16 protein-coding genes are annotated in these 24987 nt (G+C 60.6%); 7 read left to right on the top strand and 9 right to left on the bottom strand.

The genetic code is table 11. The features are described 5' to 3' along the window. Positions 1-139: 139 nt before the first annotated feature. From WKF55_02820 to WKF55_02800, 5 genes are all read right to left on the bottom strand, one after another. On the bottom strand, positions 140-940 hold the full coding sequence (locus tag WKF55_02820) for a DUF4397 domain-containing protein (protein ID MEJ7758507.1): 801 nt from the start codon (positions 938-940) through the stop codon (positions 140-142). A gap of 3 nt (positions 941-943) precedes the next feature. Continuing rightward, a complete protein-coding gene (locus WKF55_02815) occupies positions 944-2296 on the bottom strand; it encodes a RagB/SusD family nutrient uptake outer membrane protein (protein ID MEJ7758506.1) in 1353 nt (450 codons plus the stop codon). Positions 2297-2315: 19 nt separating this feature from the next. Next, positions 2316-5351: a TonB-dependent receptor gene (locus tag WKF55_02810; protein MEJ7758505.1), complete on the bottom strand. Its 3036-nt coding sequence runs from the start codon at positions 5349-5351 to the stop codon at positions 2316-2318. 86 nt (positions 5352-5437) lie between these two features. Next, positions 5438-6121 carry a methyltransferase domain-containing protein gene (locus WKF55_02805; protein ID MEJ7758504.1) on the bottom strand — a complete coding sequence of 228 codons (684 nt, stop codon included), beginning with the start codon at positions 6119-6121 and terminating at the stop codon, positions 5438-5440. A 4-nt stretch (positions 6122-6125) separates the two neighbouring features. Further along, positions 6126-7442, bottom strand: a complete 1317-nt coding sequence (locus tag WKF55_02800) for a serine hydrolase (protein ID MEJ7758503.1) — start codon at positions 7440-7442, stop codon at positions 6126-6128. A 208-nt stretch (positions 7443-7650) separates the two neighbouring features. Between WKF55_02800 and WKF55_02795 the strand changes: the two genes are divergently transcribed. The 3 genes from WKF55_02795 to WKF55_02785 all read left to right on the top strand — a co-directional run bounded on the left by WKF55_02795 (position 7651) and on the right by WKF55_02785 (position 11561). Continuing rightward, the gene (locus WKF55_02795; protein ID MEJ7758502.1) at positions 7651-8481 is read left to right on the top strand and encodes a hypothetical protein; all 831 of its coding nucleotides are present in this window, start codon (positions 7651-7653) and stop codon (positions 8479-8481) included. A 306-nt stretch (positions 8482-8787) separates the two neighbouring features. Continuing rightward, a complete protein-coding gene (locus tag WKF55_02790) occupies positions 8788-9504 on the top strand; it encodes a DUF305 domain-containing protein (protein MEJ7758501.1) in 717 nt (238 codons plus the stop codon). 53 nt (positions 9505-9557) lie between these two features. Continuing rightward, positions 9558-11561 carry a hypothetical protein gene (locus WKF55_02785; GenBank protein ID MEJ7758500.1) on the top strand — a complete coding sequence of 668 codons (2004 nt, stop codon included), beginning with the start codon at positions 9558-9560 and terminating at the stop codon, positions 11559-11561. A 21-nt stretch (positions 11562-11582) separates the two neighbouring features. On the opposite strand, the gene WKF55_02780 is transcribed toward WKF55_02785, so the two are convergent. Further along, positions 11583-11855: a hypothetical protein gene (locus WKF55_02780; protein MEJ7758499.1), complete on the bottom strand. Its 273-nt coding sequence runs from the start codon at positions 11853-11855 to the stop codon at positions 11583-11585. Between the two features lie 139 nt (positions 11856-11994). Continuing rightward, on the bottom strand, positions 11995-14010 hold the full coding sequence (locus WKF55_02775) for a S9 family peptidase (protein MEJ7758498.1): 2016 nt from the start codon (positions 14008-14010) through the stop codon (positions 11995-11997). Positions 14011-14174: 164 nt separating this feature from the next. Here WKF55_02775 and WKF55_02770 point away from each other — a divergent pair, with 164 nt between their 5' ends. After that, positions 14175-15584, top strand: coding sequence for a M20/M25/M40 family metallo-hydrolase (locus tag WKF55_02770; protein MEJ7758497.1), 1410 nt, complete (start codon positions 14175-14177; stop codon positions 15582-15584). A gap of 78 nt (positions 15585-15662) precedes the next feature. Here WKF55_02770 and WKF55_02765 read toward each other — a convergent pair whose 3' ends face one another. Both WKF55_02765 and WKF55_02760 read right to left on the bottom strand, forming a co-directional pair. Further along, a complete protein-coding gene (locus WKF55_02765) occupies positions 15663-16583 on the bottom strand; it encodes an ABC transporter permease (protein MEJ7758496.1) in 921 nt (306 codons plus the stop codon). A gap of 12 nt (positions 16584-16595) precedes the next feature. Continuing rightward, positions 16596-18152 (bottom strand): ABC transporter substrate-binding protein, encoded by a 1557-nt coding sequence (locus WKF55_02760; protein MEJ7758495.1) that lies wholly within the window; start codon positions 18150-18152, stop codon positions 16596-16598. A 67-nt stretch (positions 18153-18219) separates the two neighbouring features. On the opposite strand from WKF55_02760, the gene WKF55_02755 reads away from it, so the two are divergent. Genes WKF55_02755 through WKF55_02745 form a run of 3 tightly spaced genes read left to right on the top strand, consistent with a single transcriptional unit; the run spans position 18220 to position 24911 of the window. After that, complete coding sequence (locus tag WKF55_02755; GenBank protein ID MEJ7758494.1) at positions 18220-18438, top strand: hypothetical protein; 219 nt, start codon at positions 18220-18222, stop codon at positions 18436-18438. Then, positions 18435-20705 carry a BamA/TamA family outer membrane protein gene (locus WKF55_02750; GenBank protein ID MEJ7758493.1) on the top strand — a complete coding sequence of 757 codons (2271 nt, stop codon included), beginning with the start codon at positions 18435-18437 and terminating at the stop codon, positions 20703-20705. The genes WKF55_02755 and WKF55_02750 overlap by 4 nt, the downstream gene beginning before the upstream one ends. Positions 20706-20711: 6 nt before the next feature. After that, positions 20712-24911, top strand: coding sequence for a translocation/assembly module TamB domain-containing protein (locus tag WKF55_02745; GenBank protein MEJ7758492.1), 4200 nt, complete (start codon positions 20712-20714; stop codon positions 24909-24911). Positions 24912-24987: the final 76 nt, after the last annotated feature.

Here is a 24987-nt window from a genome sequence, read left to right as displayed (position 1 = left end):
CGGGTTTCGTTTCGATACGTCGCGGTTACCGCGGCAAGGTCCTCCCGGGTCAGTGCGGAGGTGTCGGACATCGGCGTGATCGGAGGCGTCACGTGGGACAAGAGAAAGGAACCGGCTACGAGGATTGGTTCGGTGAAGCCTAACGATCAGTTAGGACGAAAGCCCGGAGCGGAGCCCCGCCGACGTTGTTGTCCGCCGCGACAATCGTTCGCCCTGTCCCGCCCGCAACCGTGACAGGCGACAACGTGATCAGAACGGCCGCGGCGCGGTTTGCTGGTGCGGTGCCGGCGGGAACGGCGCGGTATTGATAAGTCCCTGGCGCCACGGTGAAATAGGCGGACTGGCCTCTATAGGCCAGTGCAGTCGCACGCGGCGTAGCCGTCGCCAGATCGGCACCCACAGCAGTGAAGAACACGTCTACAGCGCCGGCGGTTGGACTCATGTTGACGAGACGAATCCGGGTCTCGGTAGATGCCGCCGCTGTGTTGATGTCTGTTGTCACGACCGATGTGATCGCGCTTCCGCCCACCCCTCCAATTGCATAAACGGTGACATCCTGGCCATCCGCTACAGCGAAGCTCAGCGTCGCCACGGTTACGGTGGTGTCGGCCGTGCGCTTGAGAACAAAGGCGCGATTCCCCGCCAGCACTGCGGCGTACGGAGCGGTGGCCGGCGCCCCCAGATTTGCGGGCGCACTTACCGCATAGTTGATATCGACTCCGAATACGAGCCCCTCGAGCGAGGCGTTGACGCGGCCCCGCGTTGCATCCGTAATGACGTTGACCAGTCGCACCCGCCCCTGCGGGCCCGACGGTACAAGGGCATCCGGTGCCGTCGTAGTTCCGCAGGCAGACAGGAAAATGGCGAGACATCCCGATACGGCTGCCTTTGCCCGATTCGACATATGCGATTTTCCCATGGTAGTCGATTGTATTTTCATGTTCTATTGAAGCGCGCAGCCGGAGGGGAATGACGAAGGCTCTGTCGGATCTGCGGGAACGTTTGGATTGGCATTCCGGTCGCCAAGCGAGTAGGGGAGCCAGCAGCGCTGGCCGTCGATCGGAACCGCGGGAGCAGCCGCTGGACCCCGAATCGCGTTACGCCGGCGAACGTCTTCCCATCGCAAACCGGTACCAAACAGCTCGTAGCGCCGCTGCACATAGATCTCGGCGAGCAGCTGACTCTGAGTGAGCTGTGCACCAAGAGCCGGCAGACATGCCTTGGGATCGTCGACCCCGCGGCCACCCGTGCAGTCGGTGCGAACAGAATCGAGCGCCGCCTGCGCTGCGGAAAGCTGATTCTGATTGGCCAGCGCTTCGGCTTTGATTAGCAGCGCCTCGTCGGGGTAATAGACGGGGAGAGGCGCCTGCGGATTCGCAAGACGGCTGAACGGATCGAGCTGCGCACCCACCCGGCCGCTGAGAGTCGACGACGGAATAACGAAGTACGATGCCCTCTGGTCCTGCGGGCTCATTGAAAGCCTGAACTGGCGGCGCGGCGCAATACCGAATTCACCGCCCGTCACGCTCGCAAAAAAGTTCACTGTTGGAGACGGAAACGTCAGCACCGACAGCGCTCCCGAACCCGTTCGGGCCACGAGGTTTGCCGCCGCAAGCGCTGTCGCGTCATCGCCACCGATGCGTGCGTAGCGTGCCCGAAAAAGCTGTATGACATTGGGAAGATTCACGCCCGGCGTCAGAATGCTGTTGTTGAAGAACGCACTCGGCGGGGTCGTCGCAATTCCGTTGGCCGCTGAGTCGAGCAGCTGACGAATCACTGTAAGCGCCTCTGCCCGGCTGACGTACACCGGTGTCGTCTGTCCGAAGGTCGCGACCGGAATGCGTTGGTAAGATTGCAACGCCTCGCCAAGCGCCTCGGCTTTGAGCGCGAAGGCGAGCGCGCGAAGTCCGCTGCGTGTTCCCGCGTCGAAACTGCCGGATAAGGCGTCGGCTCCGATGAGCAAATCGTCGGCCGTTCGCACCGTGCGGTAGACAGAATTGAACACGTTGTCCGCTATCGCAGTACCGGGGGCAACCGACCCCTGCTCGGAGTCGCTGATGGATATCAGTGCCGCCGAAACGGACGCGAATTCATCGGTCACGAGCCCCGCCATGTAGGCAAAGTTGCCGTATGAGGTCGCAAAACGTCCCTGAAGCCCGGTTGCAAGTGCGATCACCCCGTCGGGGCTCGTTGTTACCTGGCCTTCGGTTGGTGAGTTGGGATTCTGAAGATTCAGCTCGCATCCCGCGACCGCTGCCGCCGCGCCCACAGCCGCGCAACGCATCATTTTTCGCATGGTGACGTTTCTCCGCGGATCAGAAATTGAGTCGCGCACTTACGGACCACACGCGCGGGATGGGATAGCCCCCGAAGTCGAACCCGCGGTCGGCCGCTGTCGTCTGTACCGACTCCCGGCCTCCCGCGTTCGTGCCGAACAAGTTGATCTCCGGATCGAAACCACTGTAATCGGTCCAGACATAGAGATTGCGGCCGGAGACCGTGACATCCAGGCCTTCCCTGAAGAACCGGCGCACCGGCGCGCCATCGAACTTGTAGCTGGCTGATACCTCGCGGAGTTTCACAAAGGTGCCATCCTCCACCCAGTATTCGAAGATTCCCTGAGTACGCGAGTTAAAGGTCGGCGGCAGCTTCCGCGGGTCTCCATATGGAAGCAGCTCCCGCTCGTATTCCTTTGAGTTGCTTGCAATACCGGCATTCTGCGCACGCGTCGACAGGTTCATGACGTCGTTGCCGAACACGCCATCGAGCAAAGCACGCACGCGCAGCTTTTTGCCGATTGTGACTTCATTCAGCAGGGATCCCATGAAATCCGGATTCGGATCGCCGATGACCTTGTTGAGTGAATCGTTGCAGGTTCCGTTGCTGATTGCGCGACGCTGGGCGAGCGTGCCCAGATCTGCGGTCTGGTTGCTGCGGCGGTATCGGCCGAGCGAGTCGACCAGCAACGCTCCCGTCACGCAATCGCGGGCTGCGTATGAGCCGTAGAACACTCCTGCGGGCTCCCCTGTCCGGATGCGGTTCGGATAGCCGCCGGCAGACTGGAAGTCCAGAATATCGAGCTTCTCGACGAGATTGCGGTTGCGCGTGTACGTGGCAGTGGTCGACCATCCGAACCTGGGCGTGTCGAAATTTCTGGTCTGCGCCAGAAGCTCGAATCCCTTGTTGGACATCGAGCCAATAGGGAAAAACTGGCGCGAGAATCCCGTGCTCGACGCGAGCGGGCGAAAAAACAACAGATCTGATACGAGACGATCGTAGTATGTCGCCTCGATCCCGACGCGTCCGGACAGGAGTCCGAGCTCTGTCCCGACTTCCCACTCCCTCGCGCGCTCGTTGCGTAGGTCGGGATTGCCGAAAACGACGTCGTTTACGAAACCGGGCCGGAGTGCAAATGGAGACTGTGCAAAGGTGACGTATTGTGAATACGCATTGACGATGCCGGGCTGGCTTCCCGCCCAGCCAATCGCGGATCGCAAACGGAGATTATTCAGTCGCCCAGGCTGATTGGCGACGACAACATAGGATGCCGAAAATTTCGGAAAAACCTGCCAGCGCTCGGAAGGTGCGAATGTCGACGATGCGTCGTATCGAACCGCTCCCGTCAGGAAAAGCCGGTCGTTCCATGCAACTTCCTGCTGTCCGTAAAAGCCAAGCGTGCGCAGCTCGATGTCAGTCTGAGCTGCCCTCGGCGCCGACCCGGCACTGACCAACTCTCCGACAGGGGCCAGCCCATTCGCTTCGGCTGTTGTGGTTTTCACGCGCTGCGAGGTGTAGTTGAATCCACCGGTCGTGCGCATCTCGACAGGACCCATTGGTCGCCACGTATACCCGGCCACGCCGTCCTGATTGACGACGCGCGTTCCCTGAAACACGGACAGCGATCGGCCCGTCGCAAGCGGACTGGTGCCGAGGACAGCGTTGCGCGGAATGAATTGTCCCTGTTCGAATCCGGTGTTGTCGATTCCCAGCGTGTAGTCAACGACAAGGCTGGTGATCGGCGTCCACGTCAGCTTGGTAGCACCGATGAAGCGGTCGATGGTCTGCGGATTCCGAATACGATCGATCGCCAGTAACGGGTTGGTCCCAAGGGTTGGCGGCAATGGATAGACACCGTTCACCGGCTGGAAATTCACACTGGTGGGAGCGAAGAAAAGCGAACCCAGCACTCCATAGTTGTTCTGCTCTCCGAACGCCTGAAGCTCGTTCTGAGTCGTGACGTAATTGGCCGTTACGCTACCGATGAGCCGCGACGAAAGATGCTGCTGCAGATTGACTCGCGCGCCCGCACGCTGAGACGACGTCGACCGGAGAATACCATCCTCCTTCGCGAAATTACCGCTGACGAAGTACCGCGTCTGGTCGTTACCGCCTTCGACTGTCAGGTTCTGCTCGCTCCCCATTGCGCGGCGAAAGATGTCGTTCTGATAATTGAAGCGGGCAATCGGGAGGCCTGCCGCATCGAAAGGGTAGAAGTTGAACGGCTGCTGCTCACGCAATTCGTTGGTGGTGAGACGGCTGGTGAAGCTGAAATGCGGCTTGCCGATGGTGCCGCGCCGCGTGAAGATCTGAACAACGCCGTTGTTCGCTCGCGAACCGTACAACGCTGCGGCAGCTGCGCCTCGAATTACTTCGACCCGCTCGATGTCGGCGGGGTTGATATCGGCCAGGCGGTTCTGCGGATTGGATCGCCCACCCAGATCGGCCAGCTGCGCTGACCCGTTGTCGATGATGACGCCATCGATGATGTAAAGAGGATCGGATCCGGAGATGAACGAATTGACACCGCGAAGGCGCACCGACATTCCGCCGCCGCCGGGGCCACCCGAGTTCTGTGAGATCTGCGCTCCGGGAATCTTGCCCTGCAGTGCCTGGTCGAGCGTCACCGCCTGCGCACGGCTGATGAGAGTCGAGTCGATCGACGCAACGCTGGTTCCGAGCTTACGTCGTTCAGTGGCACTCCCAGTGCCGGTGACTACGACCTCGTCGAGGTTGACCGCACTGACCCGCAGCGCGACTGTCACTGTTGCCGTAGCTCCGGCGGCGACACTGACCGGCTGAGTCACCGCCTGATATCCTATCCGCCGTACGGTAACGGTGCGAGCGCCGGCCGGAACACCAGAGAGAGTAAACTCTCCGGCGCTGTTGGTAAGCGCACCAATTCGTGTGCCCGTCACAACCACCTGCGCCTCGGCTAACCCTCTGCCGGACCCGGCGTCAGTCACTCGCCCACGAACGACACCAGGCGAGGCCTGGCTAGTCAGTAATGAAGGAAGTGCAGAAAGAACGAGCGCGAGCAAAACAGCGCAGCGTCGGACGAATGCAGTCGTCATGCGAGTGTCTCCATTTCGGTTCGTCGGTGAGAAGCTTCCCACCGGCCGGCGTATCAGGCGGGCAACGTTAGTATCGGGACTTTGCTTTAGCAATCGGATTCGGCGATGAAGATGACCGATGCAGGCTTTCCTGTAACCGGGTTTATCGGTTCCCTGATTTCGGACATGGTGAGCCCGTTGTCTTTGAATAGCTGCTGCCAGCTCTCCATCGTGCGAAAGTACCATGGTGCAGGATCGGAGAACGCCTCGCTGAAACCGGCCCACGAGCCTGTGCGCCAGCCATCCTCGTACGGCAGATCACCGCAGGCTGTAATCGGGTGCAGCGTCTGGACGATGAAAGCGCCGCGTGTGGCGAGCATCTCAGGCATACGGCAGACAAGGGCACTCACGGATTCCTTTCCAATGAGCGAAAAATTCGCAACGGCCACTTCGACGGTGACATGCAACTCGCCGGCGGCGATAGACTCATACGATGCGATACGAAAATCGCCTCCCCCGGCGCGCTGTGCATCTTCGATCAACTCCGGCACGACATCCACTCCTATTCCCTCGACACCGTGCTCGGCGAGCGCCCGCACGAGCCATCCCTCCCCACATCCAATGTCTAGCATTGTCACGGGCGATCGGCTCAACACCGCATCCACGATTGCTTTGTTCGTGACGAGCTTACGGCTTTCGATCCGGCTTTCCCGGACGGCATCCGTCCAGGGAGCCGCGTTCGTTCGCCATGATTCGATGACTTTCTCATCGCTCAGCGGATCGATGCTCATTGCTCTACGAACGCCCCTGTTGAAACCTGGCCGCATCCAAGCCAGGCATTCCGGATGTGGCGACACCCTTACCGGCGTCGGCCTCGGCCCCATTCACGATTGCGCGAGTGACCGCTTCGCGTAACGGTGTGACATCGCGGAAATAGCCGCGAGCATCAGTGCCGAGATTCTGCCTGTTGGTAAGCAGCACGATGGACAGCTTGTGCTTCGGGATCCCCGCGACCCAGGTGCCGGTAAAGCCGCTGTGGGCAAATGTGCCTTCGGGCATGCCGGCCGGGAACTGCCAGCCGAGATAATGTTCGAATTTGTCGAGCGTCAGGAACAGGTCGACGGTCGCGGGGCGAAGATATCGTCGACCGTTGTACATGCCACGATTGTTGAGCAGATCGAGGAGAACACGAAGATCGGCAGCGGTCGAGAACAGCCCGGCATGCCCTGCAACGCCTTCATTGGCGTATGCGGCGTTACCGTCGTCCACTTCTCCGACCAGAACGCCGTTCCTCCATCCGTCCCACGATGCGGGGTTGCCGCGATACACGTACGCGAAGGTCGAGTCATAAACCATGCGCCGTTCGTAGACATTGCCCGGCTCTGTTGCGGCGAATTCAGTCAGCCCCCGTTTCCGCGGATTGAACATTGTTGTGCGCAGACCGAGGGGTTGATGCAGCTCACGCTCGATAAATCTGTCGATGGGCTGCCCGCTCACTCGCTCGACGATGTAGCCGAGGAGCATGAATCCCAGATCGCTGTAGTGTCGCGCCTCACCGACGCCCCAGCCGAGCGGCATGCGGCGAATCGCTGCGTAGGTCTGGGCGCTGTTGGCAGCCTGATAATACAGTGGTTGCCACTGTACGAGACCTGACGAGTGATTGAGCAGGTGGCGGACAGTGATGCTGTCGAGGTGCGGGCCACGAAAGTCGGGAAGGTACCGGTGGACCGGCGCGTCGACGTCGACCTGCCCGCGATCAGCCAGCAGCATGATGGCGAAGGTGGTCGCCATTACTTTCGTCACTGAGGCGAGATCGAAAACCGTTGACGTACGCATCGGTCGCGGCGACGGCAGCCGCTTGACCGAGTAGTCGTTGAGCTCGGCGTAACCGTAGGCGCGTTCGTGCAGAACTGTCCCGTCTCTGGCGACAAGCAGCACGGCGCCGGGAATCAGTGTGCCGAGCGCGGCCGTGACGAGGGAGTCGGCCGCAGCGATGCCTCGTTGCAGGCCGATGCCGGAAGTCGCCGGTCGCAGGGCACCCTGATTCGCGCTGGTGCAGCCGAGCAGGAAGCACGGGGGAATAGCAGCTGCGATCGAACGAACGCGCGTCATCACGCCGCAATTATGGTGATTGTGCCCGTCCTCGCGCTACGCCCGATGTTAAACCACGGGGCCCTGGTTTCCCCCGGTGACAAGAGGGGCATACCCTGAAACCGACCAACGTTCAAACCGTACTGGCCGCAGGCGCGTCCAATAATCCGCAGGCGCAGGACGTCCACGAGGGACGACGGCGGCAGGTTTCTGAGACAACGGAGATCGCATGAGTACGACACGCAACGGTATCAGGTTGGGTATTGCAATGGCTTTCATCGTAACGGCGTCTTTCATTCCCGGCCACGTACGAGCGCAGGATGGATATACGTCGCCGCGTAACGCCGACATCGATGCACGCGGCGCGCGAAGTGCCGAAATATCGGCCTCCGCGGGGAGTCTCCGTGTCGAAGGGCGTTCCGGCCTCTCGCAGGTGCGCGTCCGCGGCACCGCACGCGCGTCGGAGCGCCAGTGGCTTGAGGGCATCAAGCTCGTCGCCGAGCGACGCGGCGACCTTGTTTTCATCAAGGTGGAAATTCCGGACGACAACCGCACCGTATGGGACGCGATGGGAGGTAACTCGCACTACCGGGGTCTCGACCTTGTGATTGAAGTTCCTCCGTCGCTTGCTCTCGACGTTGGAGACGGAAGCGGTGAGGCCGCGTTCGTGAACGTTGGCGCTCTGACACTGAACGATGGCTCGGGTGAGATCGAGATTCGCGGTGCGAAGGGAAACGTGCGGGTGCACGACGGGTCCGGCACAATCGACGTTGACGGCGTGCAGGGGAATCTGAGAATTCACGACGGCTCGGGTGAGATTCGCGCGCGGAACATTTCGGGGGACCTCACTGTCGATTCCGACGGCTCCGGGAGCATCAATGTGTCCGGAGTGGGCGGCACGATGCGGGTGGAAAATGACGGATCAGGAAACATTGACGTCGATCGCATTGGAGGCGATTTCGTCGTTGATGATGGCGGTGGACGATCGATCAGCCATTCCGGCGTAAGAGGGACTGTGGACATCCCCGACCGGAAGCGGGGCCGGCGCAGCAACCGGTAGCAGGACTGTTAGGTAGCAGGACTGTGAGGTAACAGGCATCGTCGAGCCCGTCTGAATGCTCTGCATGCCGAACGGGCAACCCGGGCGTGATCGCGGCGGATGTCGTGAATGCATTGCGCGATCCTGGGATGGGCGCCGGCGGATGCTGGCCCTCTCCTTGAGCGGCAAGCGCATGGGGCAACGACCGCGCTCATCGCGTGTAACAAGGAAGGCCGAGGAATAAAATTCGAGAAGGTGCCATCGGAGCAGAAAGCTCTGATTCAGAACGCCATGATGCAGCCGGTGGTCCGGCAAGGAGAAGATGGTATGACCTCAGACACTAACCGCAAGACCGCGAGGCGATTGAAACAATTTGCCGCAGTTGTTGCGGCTGCCGCGCTCGCCGCCTGCGCCAGCTCCGGCCAGAAACAAGCCGATGTTTTGTCAGGGGCGGTTACGCCCGTGCAGACCAACGCGGCCGGCCTCGCCGAGGCCAGGGCGGACAGTGCTCGCAATCCTTACACGATGGCCGATATCCATTTTATGTACGCGATGATCGGCCATCACTCTCAGGCCGCTACCATTGCTGCGTGGGCGCCTTCTCACGGCGCGAATGCCTCTGTCCGCCGTTTGGCGGAGCGCATCGTCAACGGGCAGAAGGATGAGATCGTAATCATGCAGCAGTGGCTTTCTGATCGAAGACAGCCTGTACCACGGGCCGGTGCCACCGCGATGAAGATGACGATGGACGGAATGGATCACTCGATGGACCACGCGTCGATGCCAGGGATGCTGTCTCAGGCTCAATTAAAGCAGCTGGACGATGCGCGCGGACCGGAGTTCGATCGACTGTTCCTCACTTACATGATCCAGCACCATCGGGGCGCCGTCTCCATGGTAAAGGACCTGTTCGGAACGTACGGTGCCGGCCAGGACGCGACGGTGTTCAAGTTTGCGTCCGACGTCAACGTCGATCAGGCAACTGAAATCGATCGCATGCAGAAGATGCTCGTCAGCCTTACACTTGGAGTACCTTTCCCTTGACCCGCCCCCGCGGACGTTCGTCTCTTCAGTCCGACCTATGTGAGGCATCATTGATGGAATCCGTACACGTTGTCCGGCGCTCGGTGGCTTTCCTTACCGCCGCCCGGCTGCTGAAGCTGTCGTTTGTCCTTTCGCTCTCGGCGTGCGCCGCCACTTCCGGTTCGGGCACTGCCGGCATGCGGGGATCGGCGCCGAGCCCTGATCCGCGTGTCGGACTTCGTCCCGGAATGATGGACGCCGGCGAAGCAGTATGGAATATGCGGGTGCTCTCGAAGACCCCGCCCTCTGAAAAGTTCGTCGGGCAGACCAATTCGGACCTTGCGTTCTCGGGGAACTACGCAATTCAGGGCAGCTACAACGGGTATCAGGTCTGGGACATTTCGAATCCGTCGGCCCCGAAACTGAAAACAGCGTACGTGTGCCCGGCATCGCAAAGCGACGTCTCTGTTTACAGGAACCTGCTGTTCATCTCTGGGGAGGGTCTGGGCGGACGCATCGACTGTGGCACTCAGGGGGTGAAGGACACCGTCAGCAGCGATCGGTTGCGCGGCCTTCGCATTTTCGACATCAGCGACATCGCGAATCCGAAAAATGTCGGCAACGTCCAGACGTGCCGGGGCTCGCACACGCATTCAGTGGTTGTCGATCCGAAGGACCCCGCGAATGTTTACGTCTACATTTCTGGCTCGGCGGGCGTGCGTTCGCCGACGGAACTCGCTGGCTGTTCACAGACTCCCAACGATCCGAACTCGGCGCTGTTCCGCATTGAAGTCATCAAGGTTCCTGTTGCGAATCCAGAGCGGGCGGCCATCGTAAGCTCGCCCCGAATTTTTGGCGACCTGGTTGCGCCCCCGGAACATGGTGACGCAGCGGAAGACATTGCAGCCGAAGTGAAGCGAGTGGCCGCAGCAAAGGCCCGAGGCGGTTTCACTGCGGTAATTGAAGGCAGAGAACGGGTTGTGTCGTCGCGGTTTATCGCGCCTCTGCTGGCGAGAATCGTCCAGGCTCGCGGTGGGACGGGTCCGGCCACGGGCGCCGACAGCGCCGCGTTGCGCACAGCACTTCCCGGGATGCTCGCCGAAGTTGCCGCCAGGCAGGCTGGGCCTCAACCGGGACCCACGCAATGCCACGACATCACGGTTTATCCGGCGATCGGCCTGGCCGGTGGTGCATGCGAAGGTTACGGCTTCCTGATCGACATCCGTGACCCGGCGCATCCGGTGCGAATGGCCGCTGTGTCCGATTCGAACTTCTCGTACTGGCATTCGGCGACGTTCAACAACGACGGCAGCAAAATTCTCTTCTCGGATGAATGGGGCGGCGGCGGCGGTGCCAAGTGCCGCGCCACGGACAAGAAGGAGTGGGGAGCAAACGCAATATTCACGGTAGTCGGACAGCAGATGCGTTTTCAGAGTTATTACAAGCTCCCGGCAGCGCAGACACCACAGGAGAATTGCGTCGCGCACAACGGTTCGCTGATTCCCATCCCGGGCCGTGACGTGATGGTGCAGTCGTGGTATCAGGGTGGCATCTCGGTTTTCGAATGGACCGACGCCGCACGGCCGAAGGAAATCGCATTTTTCGATCGCGGCCCGTCGGACGCCACCAGAATCGGTGAGGGAGGAACCTGGTCCGTCTACTGGTACAACGGCGCCATTGTGAGTTCCGAAATCGCCCGTGGTCTCGACATCCTCGAGCTGGCGCCGAGCGCGTTTATCTCGCAGAACGAGATCGATGCGTCGAAGACAGTGAAGCTGGACTATTTGAATGTGCAGGGCCAGCAGAAGTTCGTATGGCCGCCGAGCTTCGCATTGGCTCGTGCATACGTCGATCAGCTTGCAAGATCGAACGGGCTCACGGGAGCGAGGATTGCAGCGGTACGCCAGGCGCTTTCGAGCGCCGAGACCGCCTCGGGCACTCAGCGTGGCAGCGCGCTCTCGGTACTGGCGACTCAGCTCGATGGGGATGCTAAAGGCGGAAGCGCGGCCAAAGTGCAGATGCTGGCCGCATCGGTCAGGGAGTTGGCAGCCGCGTCCAGTCGGGGCGGCGGCTCTTAGGTTCTGATGCGGAGCCGACGCCTAAAGCGTCGGCTCCGGTTTTCGTCTGCGTTCGCGCAGCTTACCCAGGAACGTTGCAGCAACGACGGTGGCGCCGATCCGCAGCGGTTGCGTGATCTTGGTAAAAATGTATGCCGCCGTCCATGCGCCCGCTTGTCCCACGCCGCTACCTGGAGTCCAGCCGAGCCGGATCGCGAAATACGAGCCGACGAATACCGCGGTGAAAAGGGCAAGATAAATAACGACCGCAATCGCACCGTACTCGGCGAGAACGTTTTTGAGGGTTTTCCGCATTGTCGCGAAAGTTAGCGGTCACAGCCCAGAATCTGTGCACCCGCGCGCTGTCGGGAACCTTTTGAGTCAATTGGCCCAGTGTTGCGAACCGATAGCGCTCGCCCCCCTCAATTGAAACATTCCGCGGTGCGGCCTGCGGTCATTCCCTGCTCGAGGCCGTCCGATTGTTCCCGAGATATTTCTCGAACCAGTCGAGATTGCTCTGCATCGCAGCGATTTGCATCCTGGGTTCGTTGAGGCCATGGGGTTGCCGCGGAAAGACGATCATCCGCGTTGGAACGCCCTGGGATCTCAGCGCATTGTACAGTTCGTAACCCTGAGAGATCGGAACGCGAACGTCTGCGTCCCCATGCTGAATGAGGGTCGGTGTAGTGACACCCTTGATGTTGAACATCGCCGAATGTTTGCGGTAGGCATCCGGATTGTCCCAGAACTCGCCGCCAAAATAATCGGGGATGAATGAGGGAATGTCAGCTGTTCCGTTGAAGCTCATAAGGTTGGTTACCGGCGCGCCGGCTGAAGCGGCTTTGAAACGCTTAGTCTTCGTGATGATGGTCGACGTCATGTAACCGCCGTAGCTCCATCCCATAACGCCCAGTCGCTCGGGATCGGCTACGCCCATCGCGATCACCTTATCGACCCCGGTCATCAGATCGGCATAATCCCCGAAACCCCAGTCGTTGACATTCGCCCGGCGAAACTCTGTTCCGTAGCCGCTCGAGCCGCGCGGATTTGGCCTCAGAATCGCAAACCCGCGGGAGGCAAGCGTAGCAAGGGGATATGAACCTCGCCCACCGACGTAGCTCTGCTGAAAAACACCGGCAGGCCCGCCATGAACGTTCAGAATGAGGGGAACTCGGCTCCCTGATCGGTAGCCGGCGGGGTAGGTGAGCAACCCTTCGATCTGCTTGCCGTCGGTGCTCGTCCACCGGACAACTTCGGTTCTGCCGACAGCCATCGTGCGGTCTGTATTGGCTTTCGAGACTTGTGTCGGACTTCCGCCGTGCAGGCGAGCGACGAAAACCTCGGGCGGGCGGTCGGGTTTCTGCATCACGAAGCTGAAGGTCGAAGTTTTCTGGTCGAGGCCGATTCCCGCGATCACGCCGTCCGTTTTCTGTATTTCGGTAATGGTCTTTGCGGCGACGTTCAGCGCGTAAAGGGACGTCGCGGTGCCTTTCGCCTCGACGAAATAAATCTTCGAGCCATCGGCCGACCAGCCGGCAATCCCTGGCTGTCCATCGTGCGACATCGGTGCAACGCGCGGTGCTCCGCCGCCAACCGGATAAATGTTGATTTGATCGCTCTGTGCCCAGCGCACCGGAAGATCGCTGACAGCTGCGGCAATCCACTTTCCATCCGGTGAGTAGGAGGGTGTGCCTTCGGCCGCCGCGCTCGACGCGAATGGCCGGACGCGCCCGCTCGCGACCTCGACGATCGAGATATCCGACGAAGTCCAATCGTTGGCGACCGGCGATTTCACATGGCTGAAGACGATGTTTCTTCCATCAGGCGACCAGCTCAGGTCGTCTACGTGACGATTTTCCGCTGTGAGTTTCCGCCCTTCCCGCTTGCCGCTGGCGTCTTTCGCAATCGGGATGACATACAGTCTTGCGACCTTTGTATTTTCGTCGACCCAGCGAAAGTCATTCCTGCCCTTGTCGTCCTTTTCTTCATCGTCGGTCTTTGCATCGGTTGATGCAAATGCGATCCAGCGGCCGTCGGGCGACCACTCGAAATCGCCGACAGAAGATTTCACCTCGGTCAACGGCTCGGCTTCACCGCCATTTACGCGCAGAACATAGAGGTTGTTTCTGTTGTCTTTTCGATTCGATGTGAAGGCAATCGACCCGCCGTCGGGTGACCATTTCGGATTCGTTGACGATTTCTCGCCAAAGGTCACCTGATAATTGGTGCTGCCATCGCTGGACGCGAGCCAGATCTGCGTGACGAACTCGCTCTTGTCGGCGGTCATCACAGCATCGTTGATTGTATAGACTACCCGCTTGCCGTCGGGCGAAAGCCGCGGCGTGGCTACGAGGCGGGTTCTGACCTGCAGAGCCGGCGACCAGGAGGACGGTGCGGTTTGCGCGGAGGCTTGGCTAAATCCACCCAGCATGACCAGCAATGCGCAGGACAGGTACGAAGCTGATCGCATGATGCCATCTCCTTGGGGAAGCTTGAAGTCGTGGTGTGAGGTATACTGCAGCGGGGTCCCGCGGTTGGCAATCGACAGCGGCAGGCAGTGTATGGCCAGTGCTATGCACACATCCAGCCGCCCGCTCGGTACTATCAGTGTTCTTCACCCCTCACCATCAGAAGATGAATCCGCGCAAACTTGTACCTCTGGCAAGTCTCATCTTTGCCGCAGCATTGGACGCACAGCCGCTTGCCCGCCCTCGCACATCCCCGGCTGACTCCGCGCTGGCCCGGTCTATTATGGCCGAGGTTGTGGGAATTCGATCGGTTTCGGGTTCGCCGGAGACAGTTGTTGCGGCCCAGGCGCTCGTAAAGCGCCTGCGCACGGCGGGATTCAGCGAACAGGACGCCCTTGTCACAGGTGCGCCGGATTCTGTCGGCAACGTTGTCGCGCGTCTGCGTGGGCGCGGTAATGGACCACCGGTACTGCTCATGGCACACCTCGACGTGGTGCCCGCGCTTCGGGAGGATTGGTCGACCGATCCGTTCACGATGACTGAAAAGGAAGGCTGGTGGTACGGCCGCGGTACGATCGACAACAAGCAGGGTGTCACTACAATCGTCACCAACCTTATCCGGTGGAAGCGGGACGGATTCATTCCGGAGCGTGACATCGTCGCCGTTCTCACCGGCGACGAGGAAACTCTTTCGGATCAGATCGACTGGTTCGCGTCGGGTGGTGGACGGAAGCTGATCGGCAATCCCGGGCTTGCGCTCAATTTCGATGCGGGCGGGGGCACGATCTACGGCGGCAGGGAAGCGAGGCTAGGCGTTCAGACGAGCGAGAAAGTCTACGTCTCTTATCGCTTGACCGTCCGAAACACGGGTGGTCATTCGTCGCAGCCGCGGCCGGACAATGCGATCTATGCGCTGGCGCGTGCGCTGACACGCGTTGCCGCATATGATTTTCCGATCGAGGTAAGTGCGACCGCCAGGCTGGGGCTTCAGCGCTCGGCGGCGTTCGAGGCGGATAGTATTGCCGGTCTCATGCGTCTCGTCGCGCGAACGCCCATGGACCCGGTCGCCGCACGGCGGCTTACTTCGATCACGCGTTTCAACGCGCAGCTGCGGACTACCTGTGTGGCCACGCGTCTTACTGGCGGACATGCGGACAACGCGCTGCCGCAGATGGCTCAGGCAACAGTGAACTGCAGGATTCTTCCCGGCACCGATACCTCGGTAGTCGTTCGCGCGTTGAGGACTGCGGTGGCGGACACCACTGTCGAGTTTGCGCAGGTGAATCCTGCAACGGTGTCTCCGCCGTCGCCGCTTACGCCCGCGATTCTGGGCGCGATTGAACAGGTAGCCGTGAAGTTCTGGCCGGGGGTGGTCGTGGTACCAGTGATGTCATCTGGAGCGACGGATGGCAGTCTGGTGCGGAATGCCGGCATTCCGGTATACGGAATTGGGGGAATTTTCGCGGAGCCCGACGAGTCGCGAGCGCACGGGCGGGACGAGCGGGTCGAGGTCAGGCGGTTTTATGAGGGGCTGGAATTTGCGAAAGCGATGGTTGAGCGGCTCGCGAAGCAGTAGACGTTTCGGGAGTGCATCGACACGCGTGTACAAGCTGCCGGGAGGTTCGGCGCCTGTGCCGTTTGCCGCCGCACTTACCTAATTATACGCCACCCTCGGATCCGCCTTCGCGTACGCGAGATCGGTAATCAGATTCACCAGCACAAACACCACACTCAGAAACAACACCGACCCGTTAATCGCCGGCAGATCACGCCTCGCAATCGCGTTAACGACATACCGGCCAATTCCCGGCCAGCTGAAGATCGTCTCGGTGAGAATGCTCCCCGTGAGATAATACCCGAAGTCCAGCCCGAGTACGGTAATGATGGGGATCAATGCATTCCTCAATGCATGCCGCGTGATGACGACTCTCTCCTTCAACCCCTTGGCCCGCGCAGTCCTCACGAAATCGCCACCCAGCACCTCGAGCATCGACGACCTCGTGACACGCGCCAGAAACGCTATCGACCGCGAACCGAGCGCCAGCGCAGGCAAAATGAGAAACTTGATTCCGCCGTAACCCGATGGCGGCAGCCACTTGAGATTTACCGCAAAAATCAGGATAAGGATCAACCCTACCCAGTAAACCGGGAATGAAATCCCGATGTAGGCAAATCCCAGCGAAAGACGGTCGAACCAGCCGCCTGGGTTGCGCGCACTCAGCACGCCGATGGTGATTCCCAGCACCGAGGCAAGGAGCATCGCCGAACCCGCGAGCAGCAGGGTCTTCGGGAACCGTTCCTTGATGTCCGAGAGAATCGACCGCTGCGTAATGTAGGAGTTGCCGAGGTCGCCCCTCAGCACGCCGCCAGTGTATGACGCGAACTGTGTGTAGAGCGGTTCATCGAGCTTGAGCTCCTTTCGCAACCGCGCGATCGTTTCGGCATCCGCTCGCTCACCGACCATATCCTGGACCGGATCGCCGGGCGCCACGTACAGAAGCAGGAAGACGACCACCATTACCCCGAACAATGTCGGGATCGCGAGCGCCAAACGCCGGATGATGAAGGCGAGCAAGAGCCGACCGCCCTAACGCTGAATCTGCACGTTAGTCCACCGCTGTCCGGTGAAAATGGTCGGCACCACGAATCCCCTGATCCACGGCTGAACGGCGTACAGCTCCTTGTAAAAAAACAGATAGATCATGGGTGCGTCGGTGTACGCCATCTGATCGGCCTGAGTGTACATGGCGGTCCGCTTTGCATCGTCGAGCTCGCGGCGCGCGCTGGTAACCAAAGCATCGTACTGCGGATTGTTATAGAAAGAGACGTTTCCGCCGACTCCCTTGTTGGCACTGTGCAGCAACGGATACAGGAAGTTTTCCGCGTCGGGATAGTCAGCGAACCAGTCCTTAAGCGCGAGGTCGGTCTGGCCGGCACGTGCTGCCTCACGCATTGAAGACGCGTCGCGCTGCACGAGCTTCACCTTGATACCTGCCTCGAGCAGGTTCGCCTGGACCACCTGCGAAATTCGCGGGAACGGCGGTGTCTGCGACGACCAGAGCTCCAGTGTAATCCCGTTCGGATGTCCGGCGGCAGCAAGCAGCTGCTTTGCTTTGGCCACATCACGAGTGTATCCGCGGCGGGTGGAATCGCCGCCAGGGAGTGCCGGTGGAATCACCCCCGCTGAAAGATTTCCGCGGCCGCTGACGATCGTCTCGAGGATCGCCTTCGAGTCAGTTGCATAGTTGAGCGCCTGCCGCACACGTACGTCGGCCAGCGGCCCGCGGGTCGTATTGATTGCGATATACATCATCCGCAGCGCAGGCGCCGAAAGCAGCATCGCTTTTTTCTCGTCGGTCTGCTCCCAGTTCCGGGTCTCGCCCTCCGGTACATACAACACATCCACATTCCCGCTCTCGAACTCCGCGACCGCCGTACTCGGCTCGGGGACGATGCGCGCCATCAGGCTGTCGGCCTTGGGGGGCCCGTCGAAATAGGCGGGGTTCTTCGCGAATAGCAGATAGTCGTCATGCTTCCATTCGACGAACTTCCACGGGCCCGTGCCGATTGGGTTCTCGCCGAAATTGGCGGCTGGAGAATCAGGGACGATCGCGGCCACCGGCATCGCCAGGAGTTTGGGGAAAATGGCCAGCGGCTCCGTGAGTGTCACCACGACAGTGCTGTCGTTTGGCGCGGCAAGACCGGAAACCGACTTCGCCTTTCCATCGGCGTAGTCCTTCGCGCCGGCGATCGGGAAAAGCGGCCAGCCACGGCCACCCTTTGTTTTCGGGTCCAGCACCCGCTGAAATGTTGCCACGACGTTGCGTGAGGTGAATGGCCGGCCGTCGTGGAACTTTACCCCGTTCCGAAGGTGAAACGTATACCTCAGACCGTCAGGGGAAATGTCCCATGACCGAGCGAGGCCCGGCACCACCTGGGCGTCGGGGGTAAAACGGACCAGGCCGTCGAATACATAGCCGACCGCGCGTCCGGTAGGCACGTCGGTGGAAAGAGCAGGATCGAGCGAGCGCGGGTCGTAGGTGTCACGCGAGTCGATGAGAGTGCGACGCGCTGGGGATGATTCACCGCCAGTGCACGCGAGTGCCGCTGCGAGAGTTGCGAACAGTATCGGCCGGATGCGCATCAGTTGAACCGTTGACATTGTGGGTATGGACGCGAGAACTTATCCAGCCGTCGAGAGGGCGTCAAACATGAGTGAAGACTATTACTACAGGCGCAAACTCAAAGCTGCTGAGCTGATGCCCGCGGTAGGCGTTGGAATTGCCGCTGGACTCGTGGGTTTCTATCTGGTGCAACTGTTAGTCCAGCGCACTCCCCTTGTTCCTCCGCACGCGCCGGTGACCGAGCCGAAACTGCCCGACGCGAAGAGCGGGCCAGCAGGAGCATGGGACAAGCCACCCGGCGGTTGACCCAACGCGTAGATGGCCGCACGATCCTCCGGTTCTGCTCTGTTCTCGTTATTTCGATAGTCTCGGTTCCCGCCTCAGCTCAGGACGTCGCATGCGATCCCGGCGACGTCGAAGTGCGAGGCCTCGAGTTCACTGGCAACACGGCGTTTTCCGATGCCGAGCTGGCGCGGGTGATCGTCACCACACCCTCCGCATTTGCGCGGCGGGCACTGCGACTTCCGTTTACCACACGCCGGTGCCTGGATCGTACAGAGTTGCCGCGAGACCGTGCCCGTCTCGTGGTCTACTACCGCCGCCGCGGATACCCTGAGGCCGCCGTCGATACAGCCGTCAGTGCTTCGGGCAGCAACGGGGTCCAGATAAAGTTCATGATCGAAGAAGGATTACCCACTGTTCTCGAATCGTTTGTCGTGCGTGGGCTCGACTCGGTGGCCGATCGCACCGCAATCATCCGGAATCTCCCGGTGCGCGCCCGCGACAGGTTCGACAGGGTGGCGATCGAAGCTGCGCGCGATACGCTCGCGCGGCGGCTTCGGAATAGCGGATATCCGCGAGCGAAGGTTGCCAACAGTTTTGCAGTCGATGATACCCGCCGCGCAGCCTTCGATACACTGACCGTAACCGCCGGTCCGTTCACCCGAATTGGCGGTGTGAACTTCGAAGTCATTCCATTCGAGTCGAAAGGGCGTCAGGTTCCCGACGAAATTGTACGACGGATCGTCGGACTCGATTCGGGCGATGTCTACCGCGAGGACGATCTCCTCAACGCGCAACGCACGCTTTACAGAACGGAAGCATATCAGCACGTGACTCTGGTGCCGGACACGGCGACGAGCGCAACGGATTCTCTCATCGGAATAAATGCACTACTCGTTGAGAACACGACGCGGTCCGCTCGCCTTGGCGCAGGTTACGGAACGCTCGATTGTTTTCGCGTCACCGGCGAGCTATCGAACTACAACTTTCTGAGGAGTGCCCGCCGACTTGACCTCACCACCCGGGTTTCGAAGATCGGAATTGGCGAGCCGCTCGGCGGAGCGAAGGAGCTGTGTCCACAGGCGAAGCGCGACCCTTTCAGCGCCAAGCTCAACTATTACGCGGGCGCAACACTCCGACAACCGGTGTTCTTCGGGCTCCGGGCGCTTCCGACCATCACGGTGTTCAGCGAGCGCATCTCGGAGTACAACGCGTACCTGCGCACGACTGCGATAGGCGGGATAGCTTCGCTCGACTGGCGCCGGTTCACACGCACGCCGGTTACATTTGCCTATTCGATGGATCTCGGCCGCACCGAGGCACAGCCCGCGCTGTTCTGCGCCGTCTTCAACCTCTGCGATCGCGAGGACCGGCAGCGCGTGCAGCAGACTCAGCGCCTGGCCGTGCTGAGTGCCGTCGTATCGCGCGACAATTCCAACAGCTTCATCTCGCCTACCCGTGGGTCACAATGGCGTGTCGAGGCAAGGCACGCATCGAAGTTCATCCTTTCGGACACTGCTCTGCAGTTCAACAAGCTGCTCGCCGAGCGGTCGCAGTACTGGGGCACAGCAGGCGGGTCGGTGATTGCGTTTCGCCTGCGAGGCGGTGCCGTATTTGGAAGGACACTGCGCTCGGCGACGGGTTTCATCCCGCCGCAGGAAAGGCTGTATGCCGGAGGCCCCACCAGTGTGCGAGGATTTTCCCAGAATGAGCTGGGTTCGGCGATTTACATCTCGCAATCGTACCGTGTCGTGCTGCCCGGCGAGTCGGGATTGGCCGATACCTTGTTCAGAGCCAGCGATACCGCGGCAATCAGAAGGGCAGTGCCCGTTGGCGGAAACAGTCTGGTGGTCGCCAACCTCGAGCTGCGGCTGCGGAGCCCCTTCTACCCGGAGTTGCTGCAGTGGACGTTGTTCACTGATGCAGGCGATGTCTACAATCGCGGGCGTTTCGGGAGCTTTCAGAATTTTGCGATAAAGGTCACTCCCGGCGTTCAGCTCACTGCGTTTTCGCCGGTCGGGCCGATTCGCATTGTGGTGGGTTACAATCCATACGACCGGCCCTCCGGACCGCTCTACTTCGAAGTCCCGCGTAATCAGGACACCAGCAGTGCATTGGCCGAACCGGGTTCGCTGCCTTGCGTAAGCCCGGGGAACGTTCTCCCGGTGCGCCGGGAGGGCGACTTTCTCAGTCAGGCTGAGGGCAGATGTCCCGCCGGTTTCACGCCCCGCACCGATCGCGGGTTTCTCAGCCGGCTGACGTTTGGGCTGGCAATCGGCCAGGCGTTCTAAGGTCTGATGTCACGTCGCCAACGCATTGTCGCCGGAAGCGCGATTGGGCTGCTGACGCTCGTTGTGCTCGCCTTTGCACTCGTGCTGTCGCTCACGCAGAGCCAGTACGGACAGGGGCAGGTGCGGCGCCTGGCTCAGTCGTGGATCTCGAAGAAAGCGCGTGGCACGATTTACATCGGCCGGATCAGCGGCGGCATGTTCAACGGCGTGACGATAGACTCGCTCGAGATCCGTGATGAGGAGGACTCTCTTTTTGTCCGGACCGGCCGCATCAGAGTGAAGTACGATCTTCGGGACCTGCTCGACAGGCGACTTCTGCTTAGCCACGTCGAGGTTCAGCGGCCGGTAGTACACGTTCGCCAGCATAAAGACGGTGTTTGGAATTACCGCCGGATCTTTCCCGAGAGACCAAAGAAGTCACGCACTGCGTCACGTGATTTTGGTGATTTCATCATCGTCGATTCCGCCGACGTTCACGATGCGTCGATTGCTGTCACGCAGCCGTGGCACCCTGCGGTTTACCTGCGCGGATACCAGCGGGACAGTGCAATCACGCGGGCACTCGGATCGCTCACCCGCGTATCGCCGGGCAATCAGTGGCGGACCGAGATCCGGCGCACGCGGGAAGGCATGGCAAGGACATGGCGTTTTTCCGGCGCCACCGGCAGCGTTGCCTACGCACGAATCGCGGATCCGGATAGCATAGGTCGATTCTTCCGGATTGCAAAGGCGCGGGTGACGTCAGCCGATCCGCCGCTCGAGCTGGCAAACGTTGCGGCCGAGATCACGCACATCGGCGATTCGATCTGGCTCTCCGCGCCGCACTTCGATCTCCCCGGATCTACCGGCCGCGCCAGTGGCAAGATCGTGTGGGGCGGTGAACTGCCGACGCGGTATGCAATTCATGTCGTGGGTGATTCTGTCTCGATCCGCGATGTTGCCTGGGTTTATCCAACTCTCCCGACGACCGGCGGTGGACGGATGGAGCTTGATATCAACAACATCGCCAACCCGCGAGTTGTCAACTTCGCGATTTCGAAGATGGACATGCGTACCACTGGCTCGCGATTGATGGGCGCAATGACCTATGGCGTCGGCGGCCGCATCATGGCGGTAAAGAATGTGAATCTCCAGGCAGCGCCACTGGATTTCAGCTTCATAAAGGCGCTGAACGGTAAGCCTTTTCCTTATGACTGGCGGGGACAATTCACGGGTAGCGTGCGGGCGGCGGGGGGTCCACTCAACCGGTTCCGCGTCGACGAATCCCGCTTCGTTTTTGCCGACGCGAATGTCCCCGGTGCCGTGACCAGAGGCAGCGCACGCGGCGAGCTCGACATTCTGTATCCTGCGTTAACCACATTCCGCGGACTGGATGTGAATGTGGAGACGCTCGACCTTCGCACGCTGCAGTACCTGAATCCGCTGTTTCCTGTGCTGAAGGGTACAGTTTCAGGGGCGTTGCGGCTCGACTCATCCTGGCTCGATGTACGCTTCTCGAACGCAGACCTGGTTCATCACGATGCCGATGCCCCTGTGTCGCGCGTGACGGGCGGCGGCCGTGTGAGTTACGGCAAGCTGGCAATGACCTATGACATGGATCTCGTTGCCGCACCTGTGTCGATGACGACTCTTGCACGCTCGTATCCGGACATCCCGCTGCGCGGCAACTATACCGGCCCGATGACGATAAGTGGCAGCCCCCAGGCACTGCGTGTGATCACGACGCTCACGGGAGTTGGCGGCACGATCGGCTATACCGGCACCGTGGACAGCAATCTCCCATTGTATGGCGCCAGCGGAACCGGTACAGTCACAAACCTCGATATGAGGGCGCTGCTTCAGAATCCCAGGGCGCCTCGCACATTGCTCGGGGGCGGCTATACTCTCGATTTTGTCGGCGACTCCCTCGTCACTGGCAACGGGACAATCGGTGCCTCGCTCGCGGGAACGGTTGACCAGCTGCGGATTGTTTCGTCCACGGCGCGCGTGCGCCTCGAGAACGGCCTCGCCCGCATCGATACGCTGCTGGTGCGCAGCGATGTAGCGCACGGCAGCGCGTCCGGCACCGTGGGCCTGCGCCCCGGGATCGAGGGGCGGCTTGGCTTCACAGTGTCTGTCGATTCGCTCGCCGATGTAAAACGCTACGTCGCAAGCGCGACCGCAATCCCCGGCGACTCTTTGCGTGGCTCGCTTCTCGTCACCGGCGAGCTCCGCGGAACTACGGAAAAGCTGGCGATTGCCGGCACTCTTTCGGGCCGCGGGCTGTCCGTAGACAGCAGAAGTATGCAAGCATTGCGGGGGGAATTTGCTCTGGCCGATATCATGAATCAGCCGACGGGCAGTATAACGCTCAACGCCGATACAATTCGCGCCGGCCCGTTCGGGTTCAGTAATCTTACCGCGCGCGCAAATGTGCTGTCCGGAACCAGCGCAACGTTCGATGCCCGGCTGGCGACCGAAGGCAGTGTCGTCTCGACGATCGCCGGAAGTGCTGCCCGCGCTGGCGACATTACCCGGTTGGTAGTGGACAGCGGCGCAGTGACGGTCTCGAGCGGAAGCGTTTACCGGCTCGAAGCGCCAAGCCGATTTACGATGTATCCGGGCGGCGGGTCGCTCGACTCCCTGCTCCTTCGTCATACCAGCACCGCTCGGCTGGCGGTGCGGGATGTGCGGCTCACGGGCGACTCCGTGCGCGGGAATGTTCGTACCGACAGTGTCGACCTCGGCGTACTCGAAGCCTTCGTGCCGGGATTCGTCAGAGCAAGCGGGTCACTCCTCGCAAACTTGGACGTTCGTGGCACCGTCAAGCAGCCGATCATCGACGGCCAGTTCCGGGTAAAAAACGGCGCGGCAACGCTTACCAATGTGGGGTTGACACTGGCGCGGGTGAACGCGGATATCCTTCTCGAGCGCGACACGGTGTTCATCCAGCGCATGACCGCTGAGACGAACCGCGAGCGGCGAGGCACCCTCGGAATTGATGGAACTGTCAGTCTCGAGGAGTACAGCAACCCGATCTTCTCGCTTCGCGCACGGGCGCAGAACTTTCACATCATCGAGAAGGCGGGACTGGCCTCGCTCGACATCTCCACCGACAGCGTGCTCACCCTCAGGGGCCCGTATCGGAATGCGCGAGTGACGGGCGCAATAAGGGTGGATCGTGGGACCGTCTACATTCCCGAGCTGATCACGAAACAAATCGTCGATCTGAGTGACCCCGAGTTCGCTGGCATTGTCGATACCCTGTTATCCCGCGACCGTAAACTGCTCCCCGAAACGCCGAGCGATTTCGCGCGCAACCTCACGCTGGAAAACGTGGCGGTGAACATTGGCGATGGTGTCTGGCTCCGCTCTTCCGAAGCAAACGTCAAGCTCGGCGGATCGCTCAATGTCACGCTGGGCCGAAGCCGGCCGACAGGCGACCGCTCGCAGCTGGCGCTCGAAGGCTCACTCAATGCAGTTCGCGGCACATACCGCCTCAATCTCGTCGATCCATTCGTGCAGCCGACGTTCGAAGTTTCCAGCGGAAGCCTTCGTTTCTTCGGCACACCGGAACTGAATCCGACTTTGAACATCACGGCAATACACACTATCCGGCAGCCCCGGCAGCAGACCGCCAATCTGCGGGACATCAGGGTGCGAGTGACGATCGGCGGTACACTTGCCCAACCAGTGCTCAGTCTCGACAATCCGGATAATCTGCCGTTGTCGCAGTCCGATTTGCTGAGCTACCTGATCACCGGTGAGCCGGGCATCGCACTCGCCGGGACGGACGGCCTTTACAGCTCACAGATCGCGTCGTTCGCGCTGCGGTACGGTGGCAACCTCATAACGAGTGCAATTCCGCGAAATCTGCTGGACATTGTCGAGTTTCAGACGGCGCGCGTCAATAATCGGGGCGGCCTTCAGGCGCAGGCGAGTGACCCGTATGTGAACAGCCTGCTGAATACACGCGCAATACTGGGAAAGCAGATTGGCAACCAGCTGTTCTTTGGATTGAGCACTGGACTCTGCGTCGTGAATGCCAATAACTTCTTCGAGAATTTCGGATTGAAGCTCGAGTATCGCTTCAACCCAGTCTATTCCGCGCAGGCTGGTGTCGAGCCGGGCTCGAGCGATCTCACATGCGCCCGAAACTCCACGCAGATCCAGCAACAGACACCCCGACAGCTGGGTTTCGATTTCTTCCGCACATGGAGGTTTTAGCCGTGCCGGATCTTCACGACAAGGAAGGGATGGGCTACCGGACCTGCGGAAACGAAGAGCGCGCTTCCGAAGGATA

The sequence above is a fragment of the Gemmatimonadaceae bacterium genome, assembly GCA_037721215.1.
Taxonomy (GTDB): Bacteria; Gemmatimonadota; Gemmatimonadetes; order Gemmatimonadales; family Gemmatimonadaceae; genus UBA4720.
This window is presented reverse-complemented; position numbering and strand designations above follow the sequence as displayed.